12 protein-coding genes are annotated in these 15,596 nt (G+C 59.9%); 8 read left to right on the top strand and 4 right to left on the bottom strand.

The window, feature by feature from the left end:
* The first annotated feature begins 167 nt into the window (after window positions 1-167).
* Entirely contained in the window at window positions 168-1,103 is a 936-nt protein-coding gene (ttcA, locus tag EIEH_RS06950; RefSeq protein ID WP_015871245.1) for a tRNA 2-thiocytidine(32) synthetase TtcA, read from the top strand.
* Between the two features lie 282 nt (window positions 1,104-1,385).
* On the opposite strand, the gene zntB is transcribed toward ttcA, so the two are convergent.
* Genes zntB through ydiJ form a run of 3 tightly spaced genes read right to left on the bottom strand, consistent with a single transcriptional unit; the run spans window position 1,386 to window position 5,834 of the window.
* Window positions 1,386-2,363 (bottom strand): zinc transporter ZntB, encoded by a 978-nt coding sequence (gene zntB / locus EIEH_RS06945; protein WP_015871244.1) that lies wholly within the window; start codon window positions 2,361-2,363, stop codon window positions 1,386-1,388.
* Window positions 2,363-2,785, bottom strand: coding sequence for a hotdog fold thioesterase (locus EIEH_RS06940; RefSeq protein WP_015871243.1), 423 nt, complete (start codon window positions 2,783-2,785; stop codon window positions 2,363-2,365). Before EIEH_RS06940 ends, zntB begins: the two co-directional genes overlap by 1 nt.
* Window positions 2,748-5,834: a D-2-hydroxyglutarate dehydrogenase YdiJ gene (gene ydiJ, locus EIEH_RS06935; protein ID WP_015871242.1), complete on the bottom strand. Its 3,087-nt coding sequence runs from the start codon at window positions 5,832-5,834 to the stop codon at window positions 2,748-2,750. The genes EIEH_RS06940 and ydiJ overlap by 38 nt, the downstream gene beginning before the upstream one ends.
* A gap of 304 nt (window positions 5,835-6,138) precedes the next feature.
* On the opposite strand from ydiJ, the gene ydiK reads away from it, so the two are divergent.
* Window positions 6,139-7,236, top strand: coding sequence for an AI-2E family transporter YdiK (ydiK, locus tag EIEH_RS06930; protein WP_015871240.1), 1,098 nt, complete (start codon window positions 6,139-6,141; stop codon window positions 7,234-7,236).
* A 523-nt stretch (window positions 7,237-7,759) separates the two neighbouring features.
* On the opposite strand, the gene ppsA is transcribed toward ydiK, so the two are convergent.
* Entirely contained in the window at window positions 7,760-10,135 is a 2,376-nt protein-coding gene (ppsA, locus tag EIEH_RS06925) for a phosphoenolpyruvate synthase (protein WP_015871236.1), read from the bottom strand.
* 410 nt (window positions 10,136-10,545) lie between these two features.
* Here ppsA and ppsR point away from each other — a divergent pair, with 410 nt between their 5' ends.
* The 6 genes from ppsR (at window position 10,546) to hemP (ending at window position 15,584) form a co-directional block, all read left to right on the top strand.
* Window positions 10,546-11,367 carry a posphoenolpyruvate synthetase regulatory kinase/phosphorylase PpsR gene (gene ppsR / locus EIEH_RS06920; RefSeq protein WP_015871235.1) on the top strand — a complete coding sequence of 274 codons (822 nt, stop codon included), beginning with the start codon at window positions 10,546-10,548 and terminating at the stop codon, window positions 11,365-11,367.
* A gap of 211 nt (window positions 11,368-11,578) precedes the next feature.
* Complete coding sequence (locus EIEH_RS06915; protein WP_015871234.1) at window positions 11,579-12,625, top strand: 3-deoxy-7-phosphoheptulonate synthase; 1,047 nt, start codon at window positions 11,579-11,581, stop codon at window positions 12,623-12,625.
* A gap of 171 nt (window positions 12,626-12,796) precedes the next feature.
* The gene (gene hutW / locus EIEH_RS06910; RefSeq protein ID WP_015871233.1) at window positions 12,797-14,179 is read left to right on the top strand and encodes a heme anaerobic degradation radical SAM methyltransferase ChuW/HutW; all 1,383 of its coding nucleotides are present in this window, start codon (window positions 12,797-12,799) and stop codon (window positions 14,177-14,179) included.
* Window positions 14,169-14,690, top strand: coding sequence for a heme utilization cystosolic carrier protein HutX (gene hutX / locus EIEH_RS06905; protein ID WP_035609096.1), 522 nt, complete (start codon window positions 14,169-14,171; stop codon window positions 14,688-14,690). Before hutW ends, hutX begins: the two co-directional genes overlap by 11 nt.
* On the top strand, window positions 14,687-15,319 hold the full coding sequence (locus EIEH_RS06900; RefSeq protein WP_015871231.1) for an NAD(P)H-binding protein: 633 nt from the start codon (window positions 14,687-14,689) through the stop codon (window positions 15,317-15,319). The genes hutX and EIEH_RS06900 overlap by 4 nt, the downstream gene beginning before the upstream one ends.
* 82 nt (window positions 15,320-15,401) lie before the next feature.
* Window positions 15,402-15,584, top strand: a complete 183-nt coding sequence (gene hemP / locus EIEH_RS17515; RefSeq protein ID WP_049640583.1) for a hemin uptake protein HemP — start codon at window positions 15,402-15,404, stop codon at window positions 15,582-15,584.
* Window positions 15,585-15,596 lie beyond the last annotated feature (12 nt).

The following is a 15,596-nucleotide window of genomic DNA, read 5'->3' as shown; positions in this document are numbered from 1 at the left end:
CAACTCCTCTCGCCCCTGAAGCGTCGGTGCCACATAATTCCTGCTGGCATTCGCCGCCGTAATCCGTACCATACACGCCACGCCGTCCACGATGACAGCCCCCGATGATTGCGCCGTCGCCCAAGGCGCCGCCGCAACCCTTTTGTCTATGCCGGGTAACAGAAACGATGTCAGAGAATCAAGAGATCAGCAAAAAAGAGCAGTACAACCTGAACAAACTGCAGAAGCGCCTGCGCCGCTGCGTCGGTGAAGCCATCGCCGACTTCAATATGATCGAAGAGGGCGATCGGGTGATGGTTTGCCTGTCCGGCGGCAAAGACAGCTATACCATGCTGGAGATCCTGCGTAACCTGCAGCAGAGCGCACCGGTGGACTTTACCCTGGTCGCGGTCAACCTTGACCAGAAACAGCCCGGCTTCCCGGAGACCGTTCTGCCGGCCTACCTGGAGAACCAGGGCATCGAATACCGCATCGTCGAAGAGAATACCTACGGTATCGTCAAGGAGAAAATTCCGGAGGGAAAAACCACCTGCTCTCTCTGTTCTCGCCTGCGCCGCGGCATTCTCTATCGCACCGCCAACGAGCTGCACTGCAATAAGATCGCGCTGGGTCACCACCGTGACGACATGCTGGAAACCCTGTTTCTCAACATGTTCTACGGCGGCAAGCTCAAAGGGATGCCCCCCAAGCTGATGAGCGATGACGGCCAGCATATTGTTATCCGACCACTCGCCTACTGCCGCGAAAAGGACATTGAGCGCTTCGCCGCCGCCAAGGCTTTCCCGATTATTCCGTGTAATCTGTGCGGCTCCCAGCCTAACCTGCAGCGCCAGGTGATTAAAGAGATGCTGCGCGACTGGGACAAGCGCTATCCGGGGCGCATCGAAACCATGTTCCGCGCCATGCAGAACGTGGTGCCGTCGCATCTGGCGGACGGTGCCCTGTTTGACTTTAAGGGACTGCTGCAGGGCGGCGAGATTATCGACGGCGGCGATTTGGCCTTCGATCGCCAGATAATTCCGCTGCAGCCGGTCGGCCTGAGCGACGACGCGGATCGTCCACAGACGGACGGTATGCGCCTGGACGTCGTCGAGGTGAAGTGATCTCCCCCTGCCGGGCGTCTGGAGGCCCGCAGGATTCAGAGATAAAAAAAATGCCGGTAATCACCGGCATATGACGAATTAAATTGTGCTATGCAATAATTCAAAATTAGGAAGTAAGACAATATGGAGCACAACGCCCATCGCTTGACGTTGCATTCACCTGCGAAATGAAGTTTGCCCTACCTACTTCGAGTGAAGTTTGATATCGCTCAATTTCCTCCGCGCTTTTCCCCGCTCACCACCTGAACTTTGACGTGCCACAAAGATTGCCAGTACGATAAATTACAGCCATTTACTGCGTTTTAACCCTATAACAACGCAAAACGCCAAAATCAGCAGCAACAGGCAAAACAGCACAAACGCCAGCGGCGATTCGCTGCCGGGGATCCCCCCCAGGTTGACGCCGAACAGGCCGGTCAGAAAGGTCGCAGGCAGAAACAGCATCGCCAGCAGTGACATGGTATAGGTGCGGCGGTTCAGCGCGTCGGCCACCTGCGATGCGATCTCATCCGCCAGCAGCGCGGTACGGGCGATACAGCTATCCAAATCCTCCAGACCGCGGCCGAGGCGATCGGCAATATCCTGCAGCCGACGCCGATCGTCATCGCCCAGCCACCCCAATCGCTCGCAGGCCAATCGCGCCAGTACATCGCGCTGCGGCGCCAGGTAACGACGCATCACGATCAGCTGCTTACGCAGTATCGCCAGCTCGCCGCGGGGAGGAAAATGCTGATCCAGCAGCCGATCCTCCATCTCGATGATGCCATCATGCCGCGCGTCGATGGCATCGCTGACCTGATCCACCAGCGCATCGGCAATCGCAACCAGCAGCCCCGCGCTGTTCACCGCGCCGCTGCCCCCCTGTAAATCCTCCACCACTGGCGCCAGCGTCGCACTGTCGCGATGCGCAGAGGTGAGGATCAGCGTACCGGTCACATACATGCGCAGCACCACCCACGGATCCGGGTGCGTATCAGCCGCCGGATCGGGATGGATGCTGCGCAGGGTGAGCAGGACCCCCTCCCCCTGACGCGTCAGCCGGGGGCGCAGGCTCTCCCCGGACAGGCTTTGGCGCAGCGGATCCGGCAGCAGCGGCGTTGTCGCCAGCCAGTCGCGGATCGGCGCCTCGCGGTAGTCAAGGTGTAGCCAGGCCGGCTGCGCCAGCGAGGCCTGCAGCTGGTCCGTCAGCGCCCGACTGCCGCCCTGACCGTCCAGTTGCAAGGCATATATCGCCTGTTCCAGCGGCAGATCCGCGCCCATCACTGGCGCTTCTCCAGCAGCGCGGTGGTCAGGCGCGAGGTGCAGCACAGATGACCGCGATCGTCGCGGATATCGATCTGCCACACCTGATGGCGGCGACCCAGATGCAGCGCCCGACATACACCGTGCACCGTACCGCTGCGCACGGCGCGCAGGTGGTTGGCGTTGATCTCCAACCCCACCACCTGCTGACTGCCCTCACTGCACAGGTAGCCCGCCAGCGAGCCCAGCGTTTCCGCCAACACCGCCGATGCGCCGCCGTGCAGCAGGCCAAAGGGCTGGCAGGTTCGCTGATCTACCGGCATACTGCCCTCTAGCGTATCTTCCCCTATCCGGGTGATCGCAATGCCCAGATGGCCGACCATGCACGCCTCCCCGACCTGATTAAGCTGCTCCAGGGTTATCGCGCGTTTCCAAATCATCACATATCTCCAGTAAAGCCTGAACAGGATGGCGCAGTACCACCCCCTGCTGGCGTAGCGCCTGACTGCGGCAAGAGTAACCCGTCGCCAGACAGCGCGCCGACGGCAGCGCAGTCAGTGCGGGCTGCCACGACAGCGCATAGATGCCGCGCGACGCCGCCTGGTTGGCCACCTCATGGCCATAGGTTCCCGCCATGCCGCAGCAGCCTACGCTGACATTCTGTAAGCGGGCGCCCAGATGGGCAAACACCTGCTGCCACTGCGCCACGCTGGCTGGCTCGGCACAGGTTTCGGTACAGTGACCGAACAGATACCACTCCCCATCAGCCATCGGCGCGCACCGAGCGGAGGGCAGCAGCGTCTGGGAGAGCCACTCCTGAATCAACTGTACCTGAAACTCGCCGCGCTGCTCACCCAGAATAGTTTTATATTCATCGCGATAGCATAGCACCATTGCCGGATCGACGCCCACCAGCGGGATCCCCAGCCGCGCGACCCGGTTGAGAAACTCGGCGCCGCTGCGCGCCGTGCGGGCAAAGCGGCGCAGGAATCCCTTGATATGCTGCGCCTTGCCGTTAGGAACAAAAGGCAGCAGCTGGGCGTGAAAGCCCAACCGATCGCACAGTCGGATCAAAGCCTCGACGACCCGCGCATCGTAATAGCTGGTAAAGGGGTCCTGTACGATAAGCACCCGGCGCGCACGCGCCGCAGCATCCAGCCCCTCCAGCGACTCCAGGGAGTCCAGCAGCGCCGGATGACCGGCCAGCGCATGGCGCAGAGTCGGCGATGAGAGCCGCGGGAGATCGGTCATCCCAATGCAACGCTCGCTCAGACGCCCCAACAGTGGCTGGCGCAGGAAAAAGTTAAATACCCGCGGTGCCCTCGCCATCCACGGTGTATAGCGCTCCACCCCGGCCACCAGATGGTCACGCAGCGGGCGCAGATAGCGCGTGTGGTACAGCTGCAGAAAGCGGGCGCGAAACGCCGGCACATCGATCTTGATCGGGCATTGGCTGGAGCAGGCCTTACAGGAGAGGCAGCCGTCCATCGCCGCCTTGACCTCATGAGAGAAGTCATACCCGCCGCCGGTGCGCCAGCCATGGCGCGTTTTGGCGATCAGCGCACGCAACGATGCCAGCATACCCAGACGCTGCTCCAGCGCCAGGGGATCGACGCCCTGCTCCGCCAGCAGGCGCAGCCATTCACGCATCAGCGCCGCCCGTCCTTTCGGTGAGTGAAGACGATCGCCGCTCACCTTCAGCGAGGGGCACATGGGGCTGTGCCGATCAAAGTTAAAGCACAGGCCGTTACCGTTGCACTCCAGCGCCCCGCGAAACGCGCCGCGCACCGCCGCCGGAATCTGCCTGTCGAAGGTGCCGCGCTTCACCGCATCCACCTGCTTCATCGGTACATCACAGCCCAGCGGTGGGCAGATCTTTCCGGGGTTCATCCGGTTATCCGCATCAAACAGGCTCTTGATGCGGCGCAGCTCATGATACAGCTCTGCGCCAAAGAAGGCAGGACTGTACTGGGCGCGAAACCCCTTACCGTGCTCGCCCCACAGCAGGCCGCCATATTTGGCCGTCAGCGCCACCACCCGCCCGGAGATCTCGCTGACCAGCGCCTCATGGCGCGGGTCACACATGTCCAGTGCCGGCCGCACGTGCAGCACGCCGACGTCCACGTGGCCAAACATGCCATAGCTCAGCTGATACTGATCCAGAAGGGCGCGAAACTCGGCGATATAATCAGCCAGATGCGGCGGAGGCACGCAGGTATCCTCGACAAACGGGATAGGCTTGGCCGCCCCCTGGGCGTTACCCAACAGGCCGACCGCCCGCTTGCGCATGCCGTAGATCCGTTCGATATCGGCCTCATCGCCGCTCAGACGGTAGCCGATCACACCCCCTTCGCCCGCCTTTGCCATCGCCTCCAGCCGTTGGCACAGCGCCGCCACCTGAGCCGTGATGGCGGGCTCATCATCACCGGCAAACTCAACGATATTCAGCCCCTGCAGAGGGCGATCGGCACGATCGTCGATCAGATCGCGCACACCGTGCCAGATGATGTCGCGGCGCGCCAGTGCCAGCACCTGAGAGTCAATCGTCTCGACCGACAGCGCATTGGCTTCCAGCATCAACGGTGCATTACGCAGCGCCGCATCAAAGCTGTCATACTTCACGTTGACCAGACGGCGCACCTGCGGCAACGGAATGATGCGCAGACGCGCCTCGGTCACCAGGGCCAAAGTCCCCTCCGAGCCGGCCAGCAACCGAGACAGATCGACGCGCTGCAGATCGTCGCTGAGAACGTGGCGCAGATCGTAGCCGGTCAGGAACCTGTTAAGCGGCGGAAACTTGGCTACGATAGCCTCGCGCTGCCCCAGGCAGACCTCCAGCACCCCACGGTAGATTTCGCCGATCCGATCGCCCTGGCGGGCCAGGGTCTGGGCCAGCCGAATCGGCAGCGGTGCCGTATCCAGAATATCGCCGCCCAACAGCACGCTACGCAGCCCCAGAATATGGTCGGAGGTTTTACCATACACCCGGGAGCCCTGACCGCAGGCATCCGTATTGATCATCCCACCCAGAGTGGCGCGGTTGCTGGTGGAGAGCTCCGGTGCAAAGAAATAGCCGTGAGGTTTGAGGATGGCGTTCAGCTGATCCTTGATGACCCCCGCTTCGACCCGTACCCACCCTTCCTGCAGATTTATCTCCAGAATACGCTGCATGTGGCGTGACATATCAACCACGATGCCCCCATTCAGCGCCTGGCCATTGGTACCGGTGCCACCGCCGCGCGCGGTGAGGCTCAGATGACGAAACGCCGCCTCCTGGGCCAGGCGGGCGATCGCCACCACGTCTGCCGTAGAGCGCGGAAAAAGTACGGCGTCCGGCAACAGCTGATAGATGCTGTTGTCCGTCGCCATGGTTAGGCGCGCCCCATAGCGCGTATCACACTCGCCGTTAAAACCGTTTTGTTTCAGGGTCTGAATAAACGCCGTAACCGCCGGGTCAAACCCCGTCGATGGCGAAAGCCGAGGGATCATGCGCATAATCCTGTCCATAGTGTGTGCTCCGCGGGCGCACAGCCCGCCCCCTGCCATACGCCGCGTCCTGTTATTGGCGACTGGCCGATGCGGCGCACCGGTAACGTGGCATGGCTCCCGCAGAGCGGTAGCTATGTCTCAATTCAACCGGTTACTCCTCACGCTATCACAAAACAGCAGACGGTGAAATTTTCTACGCCGCGCACTGCCGCCGCTAAAGATCTGCATGCAGGCGCTGGGTTTTCCCACTATCCTGAGTCATCATAGGCACAGCGCACGCCGCCGTGCACAATTGAGAGAGACTATGGATAAGCCACTACCGAAGTATGATTTGGCCCGGATTATTTTTGGGTCACTGTTTATTGCTCTGCTGATCATCTCCTGTCTGTGGGTGGTTCAGCCGTTTATTCTGGGCTTTACCTGGGCCAGTATGGTGGTGATCGCGACCTGGCCGGTACTGATGTGGCTGCAAAATCATCTGTGGGGAAAACGCTGGATGGCGGTCGTGCTGATGACCCTGCTGCTGCTGCTGCTGTTTGTGCTGCCGATTGGTATGGTGATTACCAGCCTGATCGGCAACGCAGGTCCGATCCTTGACTGGGCAGCCAACGCCCGCAACTGGCAAATGCCGCAGCTGGAGTGGCTGCAGACACTGCCGCTGATCGGCGCCAGGCTGTATGCCAGCTGGCAGGGGCTGATGAGCGAAGGGGTTCTGGTCACCAAGATCCAGCCCTATATCGGCCAGGGGATCACCTGGTTTATTACCCAGGCGGCCCACGTCGGCGGCTTCTTCCTGCACTGCTCTCTGATGCTGTTGTTCAGCGCCCTGCTGTATAGCCGGGGCGAGGATGTTGCCTTTGGCATCCGCCGCTTCGCTATCCGCCTGGCCGCCGACCGCGGCGATGCGGCGGTGATCCTGGGCGGTCAGGCCATTCGCGCCGTCGCGCTGGGCGTCGTCGTCACCGCGCTGGCCCAATCGGTGCTGGCAGGCATCGGACTGGCGATCAGCGGTATTCACTATGCCGTCCTGTTAACAGTGGTGATGTTTATCTGCTGTCTGGCACAGCTGGGCCCGTTGCTGGTGCTGATACCGGCCGTCGCCTGGTTGTACTGGAGCGGTGATAACACCTGGGCAACGGTGCTGCTGGTGTGGAGCGGCGTCGTCGGCACCATGGATAACGTGCTGCGTCCGGCGCTGATCCGCCTGGGCGCCGATCTGCCGATGCTGCTGGTGCTCTCCGGCGTTATCGGCGGTCTGCTGGCCTTTGGCATGATCGGCCTGTTTATCGGCCCCGTCGTGCTGGCGGTCTCTTATCGTCTGGTTTCTGTCTGGATCAGCGAGGTGCCTGCGCCGTTAAAAGATGCCCGGCAGGTCCACCGGGAGTTAGAGAAACGACAGTAAGATAATAGGCGGCGTCTGCCCGGTGAGCGCCGCCTAAAATGCGAGGATTTCCGCAGCGCTCACCGGATTAAAATAGCCGGAATGAACGCTATCGGATATTTATTCAACAGTCTGCGATGTTATTTAAGTAATGAAATAAAAATAACTGTACATATTCCTTTCCTCTCGGGGCAAAGTGAACGTTATGTGTTCTCTATTTTTTATAGATTAACTATCGTCATAGTAATAAATTAGATATATAATCCAGTCCTGTAATGCCTTCAGCGCGGTGTCAGAAATAATTACTCCCAAAACCGTCTGATCTCCAGAACCTGAAATATGCATCGGCGCCAGCACGCGCCTGTGGATTTTTCCCATTATTGCTGTGTGTAGTCTTTGCCCATCGGCTTGATGGGCTTTTTTTTATCTGTCATGGTTCAAACGGCAACCGGCCGTTTATTTTTGACGCGTCGAGAAAAAATAAAAATGGCAGAAAAAACGGCCGCATTACAGCGACCGTTTTAGACTATTATCAAAATAACGCTTATTTTTCTGCCAGATTAATCCAGGTCTGCGCCACCGTATCAGGATTCAGTGACAGACTGTCAATTCCCTGCTCCATGAGCCAGCGGGCAAAATCCTCATGATCCGAAGGACCCTGACCGCAGATCCCCACATATTTCCCCTGCGCCTTGGCGCTGCGGATAGCCATCGACAGCAGTGCTTTCACCGCCGCATTGCGCTCGTCAAACAGCGCAGAGACCACTCCAGAGTCGCGATCCAGGCCCAGGGTGAGCTGAGTCATATCGTTAGAGCCGATGGAGAAACCGTCAAAATGGGCCAGAAATGCGTCGGCCAACAGCGCATTGGAGGGGATCTCGCACATCATGATCACCTTCAGGCCATTTTCACCTCGGCGCAGCCCCTCTTTCGCCAACTGAGAAACCACCGCCTGCGCCTGCTCCACCGTACGCACAAAGGGGATCATCACCTCGACGTTGGTCAGCCCCATCGTATTGCGCACCCGTTTAATGGCAGCGCACTCCAGCGCAAAACAGGGGGCGAAGCTCTCCGCCACATAGCGCCCGGCGCCGCGGAACCCCAACATCGGGTTTTCCTCATGGGGCTCATAGTGCTCACCGCCAATCAGGTTGGCATATTCATTGGACTTGAAGTCTGACAGACGGACAATCACCCGTTTGGGCCAGAATGCCGCCGCCAGCGTCGCAATACCCTCAGTCAGTCGGCTGATGTAGAACTCCACCGGATCGTCAAATCCCTGCATCATCTGACGGATCTCCGCCTGCACCGTCGCATCCTGTCGCTCAAACTCCAGTGCCGCACGCGGATGTACGCCGATCATCCGGTTAATGATAAACTCCAGACGCGCCAGCCCCACGCCGTCGTTGGGCAGACGGGCGAAGTCAAAGGCGCGGTCCGGGTTACCGACGTTCATCATGATCTTCAGGGGAAGCGCCGGCATCTGCTCTACCTGCGAACTCTGTACGCTGAAGTCGATCTGCCCGTGGTAAACGTAGCCGGTATCCCCTTCGGCGCAGGAAACTGTGACCGCCGCCCCCGGTCGCAGGCGCTCGGTGGCATCGCCGCAACCGACGACCGCCGGGATCCCCAGTTCGCGCGCGATGATCGCCGCATGACAGGTGCGCCCGCCGCGGTTGGTGACAATCGCCGAGGCCCGCTTCATGATCGGCTCCCAGTCCGGATCGGTCATGTCCGTCACCAGCACATCGCCCGCCTGGATCAGGTGCATCTCACTGATACTGGTGATCACCTTCACCGGCCCGGCGCCGATACGATGGCCGATGGCGCGTCCCTCCACCAGCACCTCGCCGCGCTGGCTCAACTGATAGCGCTCCATCACCTGCTCGTTGGCCCGTACGGTCTCCGGACGGGCCTGAACGATGTACAGCCGCCCACTGTGCCCGTCCTTGGCCCATTCAATGTCCATCGGACGGCCATAGTGCTGTTCGATCAGCAGCGCCTGCCGGGCCAGCTGCTGGATCTCCCCGTCGCTCAGGCTAAAACGCCCGCTCTGCACCGCAGGGACATCCTCAATCCGCACCTGCCTACCGTGCTCCTGGCTGTCGGCATACACCATACGGATCTTCTTCGACCCCAGCGTACGGCGCACGATGGCCGGCCGCCCCGCCTGCAGGGTCGGTTTATGCACGTAGAACTCATCGGGGTTTACCGCTCCCTGCACCACCATTTCGCCCAGCCCATAGGCCGAGGTGATAAACACCACCTGATCAAACCCCGATTCGGTATCCAGGGTAAACATCACTCCAGAGGCTGCCAGATCGGAGCGTACCATCAGCTGAACCCCGGCAGAGAGTGCCACGCCGCGGTGGTCATAGCCCTGGTGCACCCGGTATGAAATGGCACGATCGTTAAACAGCGAGGCGAAAACATGCTTCACCGCCGTCATCACCGCATCGATGCCCTGTACGTTGAGAAAGGTCTCCTGCTGCCCGGCAAACGAGGCATCAGGCATATCCTCTGCCGTCGCCGAGGAGCGCACGGCGAAGGAGGCATTGACGTTGTCCGCGGCCAAGGTGGCATAGGCGCTGCGGATTTCCGCCTCCAGCGCCGCAGGAAACGGGGTTTCGATCACCAGGCGGCGGATCTGCGCCCCCGCCCGCGCCAGCGCGTCTATATCATCGATGTCCGTCTGATCCAACAGCGTATAGATCCGCTGATTGACGCCGCTCTGTTCCAGAAAATCATTAAACGCCTGCGCCGTAGTGGCAAAGCCATTCGGCACCGACACACCCAGTTCAGACAGGTTGGTTATCATCTCTCCCAGGGAGGCATTTTTACCGCCTACCCTCTCGACATCGTGCATCCCGAGCTGGTTGTACCACACCACATTCTGTAATTGCGCGCCATTACTAGACATCGAAGCAATCCTTTTATTTCAAAGCATGGGTTTCGGAGACAAGATACCGCCAACGCGGCGTAATCAGACTAACATAATGTCGACACAGGCCAAGATAGATGAATCGTTACACCTTGCGCAGAATTTGACTTTCATAGAAAAAACGTATGTTTTAATCGAGAGATGCTGAAATTCGTCAGCCATTATCTACCGCACTGTGTCCATACTGCAGTACGCCACGCGCTATGTATCCGCGTATCAACCAGAATCGCTGAATGTACCGACGGTAGAACGACTACAGCATATTGAAAACAAATACGTTCCTGGCCATTGCTCAATTAACTGTAGTCTTAAAAATACATTCGTGCTATTTATCAGCCGGGCAATGGCGTCCCGCAACGGCGGCCCGCCATCATCAAAAGGAGGTGAGCATGAAAAGAAGCGTGTTCTATATTTCCGATGGAACGGCCATTACCGCAGAGGTACTGGGGCACGCCGTACTGTCGCAGTTTGCGCTGGACGCCACCAGCTATACCCTGCCCTTTGTCGAAACCGAGGAGCGGGCAGAGGCCGTACGGCTGCAAATCAATGCCATCTATCAGTGCAGCGGCGATCGCCCGCTGGTTTTTTACTCGATCGTGTCGCCACACATCCGCACGATTATCGAAAGCAGCGAGGGCTTCTGCCAGGATATCGTCCGTGCGCTGGTTTCGCCGCTGCAGGCAGAGCTGGGTATCCAACCGGTACACGTCGCTAACCTGACCCATGGCCTAACGGCCCATAATCTGAACCGCTACGATGCGCGTATCGCCGCGGTTGATTATACCCTGGCCCACGACGACGGTATCTCGCTGCGTAACCTGGAGCGTGCCCAGGTGATTCTGGTGGGCGTTTCGCGCTGCGGTAAAACGCCCACCAGCCTGTATCTGGCGATGCAGTTTGGTATCTTTGCCGCTAACTACCCGTTTACCGCCGACGATATGGACAACCTGCAGCTGCCACCCGCGCTACGCGAACATCAGGACAAACTGTTTGGCCTGACCATCAACCCCGAGCGACTGGCGGCGATCCGCGAAGGCCGCCGGGAAAACAGCCGCTATGCCTCCCTACGCCAGTGCCGTCTGGAGCTGGGAGAGGTTGAAGCGCTCTACCGTAAACACCAGATCCACTACCTCAACACCACCAACCACTCTGTCGAAGAAATCGCCGCCAAAATCATCGATACCCAAGGGCTCAATCGCCGCATGTATTGAAATAGCGCCTGCCCCTATCGCCGCGTCATGCGAATAGGGACAGGCAAAAAAGGGGCTTATTGTGCGGCCTGACGCACGTACTAGTAAGAAAGTACACCAACTGCTCACAAAAGCCACGGCACTCTATTGATTTGTCCTGTAATTGCTTTATCGTGATCGCCATCACTTCCCGGTACTCTTGCCGTTGAGAAGACCAGCTTTAGAGACAACCATGCACAAAACCGATGAACTGCGTACTGCGCGCATCGATACATTGATTTCGCCCGCAGAACTGGCGCAGCAACTGCCTATCGATCCGTTGGTGGCAGATCACGTGACAACGTCACGAAAACGAATTGAACGCATCCTTCAGGGCGATGATCCCCGCCTGTTAGTCATCATTGGCCCCTGCTCCATCCACGATACGGCGGCGGCGCTGGATTACGCTCAGCGTCTGGCTCCCCTGTGCCAACGTTATCAGGATCGTCTGGAGATCGTGATGCGCACCTATTTTGAAAAACCGCGCACCGTTATCGGCTGGAAAGGGCTGATCTCCGATCCGGATCTGAACGGCGCCTGCCGCGTCAACCACGGCATCCGTCTGGCCCGTGAGCTGCTACTGCGGGTCAACCAGCTGGGGGTGCCTACCGCAACAGAATTTTTAGATATGGTGACCGGGCAATATATTGCCGACCTGATCAGCTGGGGCGCGATTGGCGCACGTACCACGGAGAGCCAAATCCACCGCGAGATGGCCTCGGCGCTCTCCTGTCCGGTTGGATTTAAAAACGGCACCGACGGCAGTACCCGCATCGCTATCGACGCGATCCGCGCTGCCCGCGCCAGCCATATGTTCCTGTCGCCGGATAAAGATGGCCGGATGACCATCTACCAGACCAGCGGTAACCCGTTTGGCCATATCATCATGCGCGGCGGTAAGGTGCCCAACTACCATGCTGCCGACATTGAGCAAACCTGTCAGCAGCTGCGCCAGTTCGATCTGCCACCTTACCTGATCGTCGACACCAGCCATGGCAATTGCCAAAAGCAGCATCGTAGGCAGCTGGCTGTCGCCGACGCGGTCGCCAGCCAGATCCGCGCAGGTTCCCGCAATATCGTCGGGATTATGGCGGAGAGCTTCATCGCCGCAGGAGCCCAGAAAAATCAGCCTGGCCAGGCGCTGATTTACGGGCAATCGATCACTGACCCCTGTCTGGGCTGGGAGGACAGCGAGCAGCTGCTGGCGCAGCTGGCCGATGCAGCTGACAGCCGCCTCTGATCCCCGTCAGGACGCACGTCCAGTGCGTCCTGACATCCCCATTCTCCTATTACTTTATCTTTTTGTGCCCTTCTGCTTGATCCAGATCATAAACAATTCGCATCCCCGTTGATCGAATGATAATTATTATCATTAAATGCCGCGCATTTCAGGTATTAACGGAGAGTTACCATGACGCTGGACATTACCCCTTATCTGGCCGCGGCCGAGGGCATCCCCTTTCCCGAACGCTGGGCCACCATGCCCTGGCGCCATCAGCAGCCCCTGCCTGCCGACGCCCTGACACAGGGCTGGCAACAGCTGTGCCAACGCACCCTGCCGCCCAATAAGCGCCTGGTCTATGTGCATATTCCCTTTTGCGCCACCCACTGTACCTTCTGTGGCTTTTATCAAAACCGCTTCAGCGAGCAGGCCATTGCCCGCTACTTCGACTACCTGCAGCGCGAAATCGACCTGGAGAGTGCCCTGCCGCTGCAGCAATCGGCACCCATTCACGCCATCTATCTGGGCGGCGGTACCCCCAGTGCCCTAAACGCTGAACAGCTGCACCGCCTCATTGTTCAACTGCGTAGCCTCCTCCCGCTGGCCGCCGACTGCGAAATCACCGTCGAAGGACGCGTTCTGAACTTTGATGATGCGCGCATTGACGCCTGCCTGGCGGCCGGTGCCAACCGTTTTTCCATCGGCATCCAGACCTTTGATACCCATCTGCGTCAGCGCATGGGGCGGCGAGCCGATCGCGATCGGGCCATCGCCTTTCTGCGGGCATTGGCCGAGCGCGACCGGGCGGCGGTGATCTGCGATCTGATGTTTGGCCTGCCGGGACAGACCGCGCGGGAGTGGCAAAACGACCTGGACATCGTCCACGATTTGCCGCTGGACGGCGTCGATCTCTACGCCCTCAACCTGCTACCCTCAACGCCGCTGGCCAGGGCCGTCGACAGCGCCCGCACCCGCGTCGCCGACGCCGCCGAGCGCCAGTCATTCTACCTGCATGCATTCGATGAGCTGGATAAGCGGGGCTGGCACCAGCTCAGCAACAGCCACTGGGCACGCACCACCCGCGAGCGCAACCTGTATAACCTGCTGATCAAGCAGGGTGCCGACTGCCTGGCCTTCGGCAGCGGTGCCGGTGGCCACCTTGATGGCCAGTCCTATATGCTGCAGCGTTCCCTGGAGGCCTACTATCAACGGCTGGACGCCGCGGATAAGCCGCTGATGATGCTGAGCGCACCCGCGCCGCAGCACCGCTGGCGCCTGACGCTGCAGGGCGGCATCGAGACCGGGCGGCTGGCTCTCGCCACCCTGCCCGGCGATCCTGCGCCGCTGCTGCCACTGCTCCAACAGTGGCAATCCTGCAACTTGCTACGCCTGCAGGATCACTGCCTCATGCTGACGCCACGCGGACGTTTTTGGGCCAGCAATCTGCTGCAGGCCCTACAGCAGCTGTTGGCCCAGTTGTTAACCCCGACAGCGATGACATCCCCTGTTGCGGGCGCCCGCGCCGCACACGCCCCCCAACACACACCCCCGGAGAGACACCATGCATCCTAAAAACCTGTCACGCGTTGCCGAACTGGACGCCTTTCTATCCACGGCGCCGATGGATACCGTTGAAGAGATAGCCCAACGCTTCGCGCTTTCTGCGCTGGATGTGCTGCGCCGCCTGCCGCAGGTCACCCTGTGCGGCGGGGATGCCTTTGATCGGGTTTGGCAGACCCTGACCGGCTGGGGCGATGTCACTACGCTTATCAACAACCCCGATTTAATTCTGGAGTTTCATGGCCCGCTGCCCGGCGGCGCACACCGGCACGGTTTTTTCAATCTGCGCGGTGAGGGCGGCCTGAGCGGCCATATCCGCGCCCAGCGCTGCCGTCACATTGCGTTGGTTGAGCGCCCTTTCATGGGGATGGAGACCGCCAGCGTGTGGTTTATCAACCCGGAAGGGCAGGCCATGCTGAAAGTATTCGTTGGCCGGGACGAAAAGCGGCGCCTGCGGACAGAACCGCTGATGGCTTTCCGCACCCTGGCGCAGACGCTGGCAACCACGGAGGAGTACAGATGACACCGTGGATCCTGTTTGGCGCCGGACAGGGCGCCGGCCTGGCGTTGGCACAACAGGCGGCGGGCCATCACCCGCTGTATGCCCTGGTGCGTAAGGAGGCTCAGGCCCAACGCCTGCGCGATCTCGGCGTTCAGGTCACGCTGGGCGATGCCTGCGATATACAGACGCTGGGGGCGCTATACCGCCAGGCTGGCCCACACAGCGCGATCCTCTCCACCCTGGGCGGCGGCGGCCATGACTACCTCGCCCACCGGGCAATTATCGATTGCGCCGTCGAACAGGGGATCGCCCGGATGCTGTTAGTGACATCGCTGGGCTGCGGGGAGAGCTGGCCACTGCTGTCGCCGCGCGCCCGCGCCGCCTTCGGCCACGCGGTGCGGGAAAAGAGCCTGGCGGAGTGCTGGCTGCAGAGCAGCGGTATGGACTTTTGCATTCTGCGTCCCGGCGGGCTGCTGGATGGCGAGGCCAGCGGGCAGGCCACGTTGTACCGGACGCCGCGCCACGGTCTGGTGCGCCGCGCCGATCTGGCGCAGTGGATGTACCGCCTGATGGCTATGCCACAGCTCTGGGGGCAGATCCACACGCTGATAGACCGCCATCTGACGCTGCCAGAATACCCCATATGTTAAAAACTGCTTGCCGTCATCGGCAGCTTATACGATAATGATTATCATTAAGATGAAGAGCGGAATTTTATCCTGCGTAATGACTATGGAAAAAGCGACTCCCGATTCACCACGTACCAAGCTGACGCAAGAACGTACTTCAGCGCCGGGCAGTACCATCGCCAGTCACACCCTGCTCGGCCAGGCAGGCCGGGTCACCATTACCCATAAGGGAGAGTACTACCAGCTACGTCAGACCCGGGCGGGTAAACTTATCCTGACCAAATAGATCCCATAACAC

It is taken from the genome of Edwardsiella ictaluri ATCC 33202, from assembly GCF_000264785.1.
GTDB classification, from domain to species: Bacteria; Pseudomonadota; Gammaproteobacteria; order Enterobacterales; family Enterobacteriaceae; genus Edwardsiella; species Edwardsiella ictaluri.
This window is presented reverse-complemented; position numbering and strand designations above follow the sequence as displayed.

Excerpts from the sequence above, each read along its gene's own strand:
- ydiK (WP_015871240.1), top strand. The coding sequence starts at position 6,139 with ATGGATAAGCCACTACCGAAGTATGATTTGGCCCGGATTATTTTTGGG.
- hutX (WP_035609096.1), top strand. The coding sequence starts at position 14,169 with ATGCATCCTAAAAACCTGTCACGCGTTGCCGAACTGGACGCCTTTCTA.
- EIEH_RS06900 (WP_015871231.1), top strand. The coding sequence starts at position 14,687 with ATGACACCGTGGATCCTGTTTGGCGCCGGACAGGGCGCCGGCCTGGCG.
- zntB (WP_015871244.1), bottom strand. The coding sequence starts at position 2,363 with ATGGGCGCGGATCTGCCGCTGGAACAGGCGATATATGCCTTGCAACTG.
- EIEH_RS06915 (WP_015871234.1), top strand. The coding sequence starts at position 11,579 with ATGCACAAAACCGATGAACTGCGTACTGCGCGCATCGATACATTGATT.
- hemP (WP_049640583.1), top strand. The coding sequence starts at position 15,402 with ATGGAAAAAGCGACTCCCGATTCACCACGTACCAAGCTGACGCAAGAA.
- hutW (WP_015871233.1), top strand. The coding sequence starts at position 12,797 with ATGACGCTGGACATTACCCCTTATCTGGCCGCGGCCGAGGGCATCCCC.
- ppsR (WP_015871235.1), top strand. The coding sequence starts at position 10,546 with ATGAAAAGAAGCGTGTTCTATATTTCCGATGGAACGGCCATTACCGCA.
- ppsA (WP_015871236.1), bottom strand. The coding sequence starts at position 10,135 with ATGTCTAGTAATGGCGCGCAATTACAGAATGTGGTGTGGTACAACCAG.
- EIEH_RS06940 (WP_015871243.1), bottom strand. The coding sequence starts at position 2,785 with ATGATTTGGAAACGCGCGATAACCCTGGAGCAGCTTAATCAGGTCGGG.
- ydiJ (WP_015871242.1), bottom strand. The coding sequence starts at position 5,834 with ATGATCCCTCGGCTTTCGCCATCGACGGGGTTTGACCCGGCGGTTACG.
- ttcA (WP_015871245.1), top strand. The coding sequence starts at position 168 with ATGTCAGAGAATCAAGAGATCAGCAAAAAAGAGCAGTACAACCTGAAC.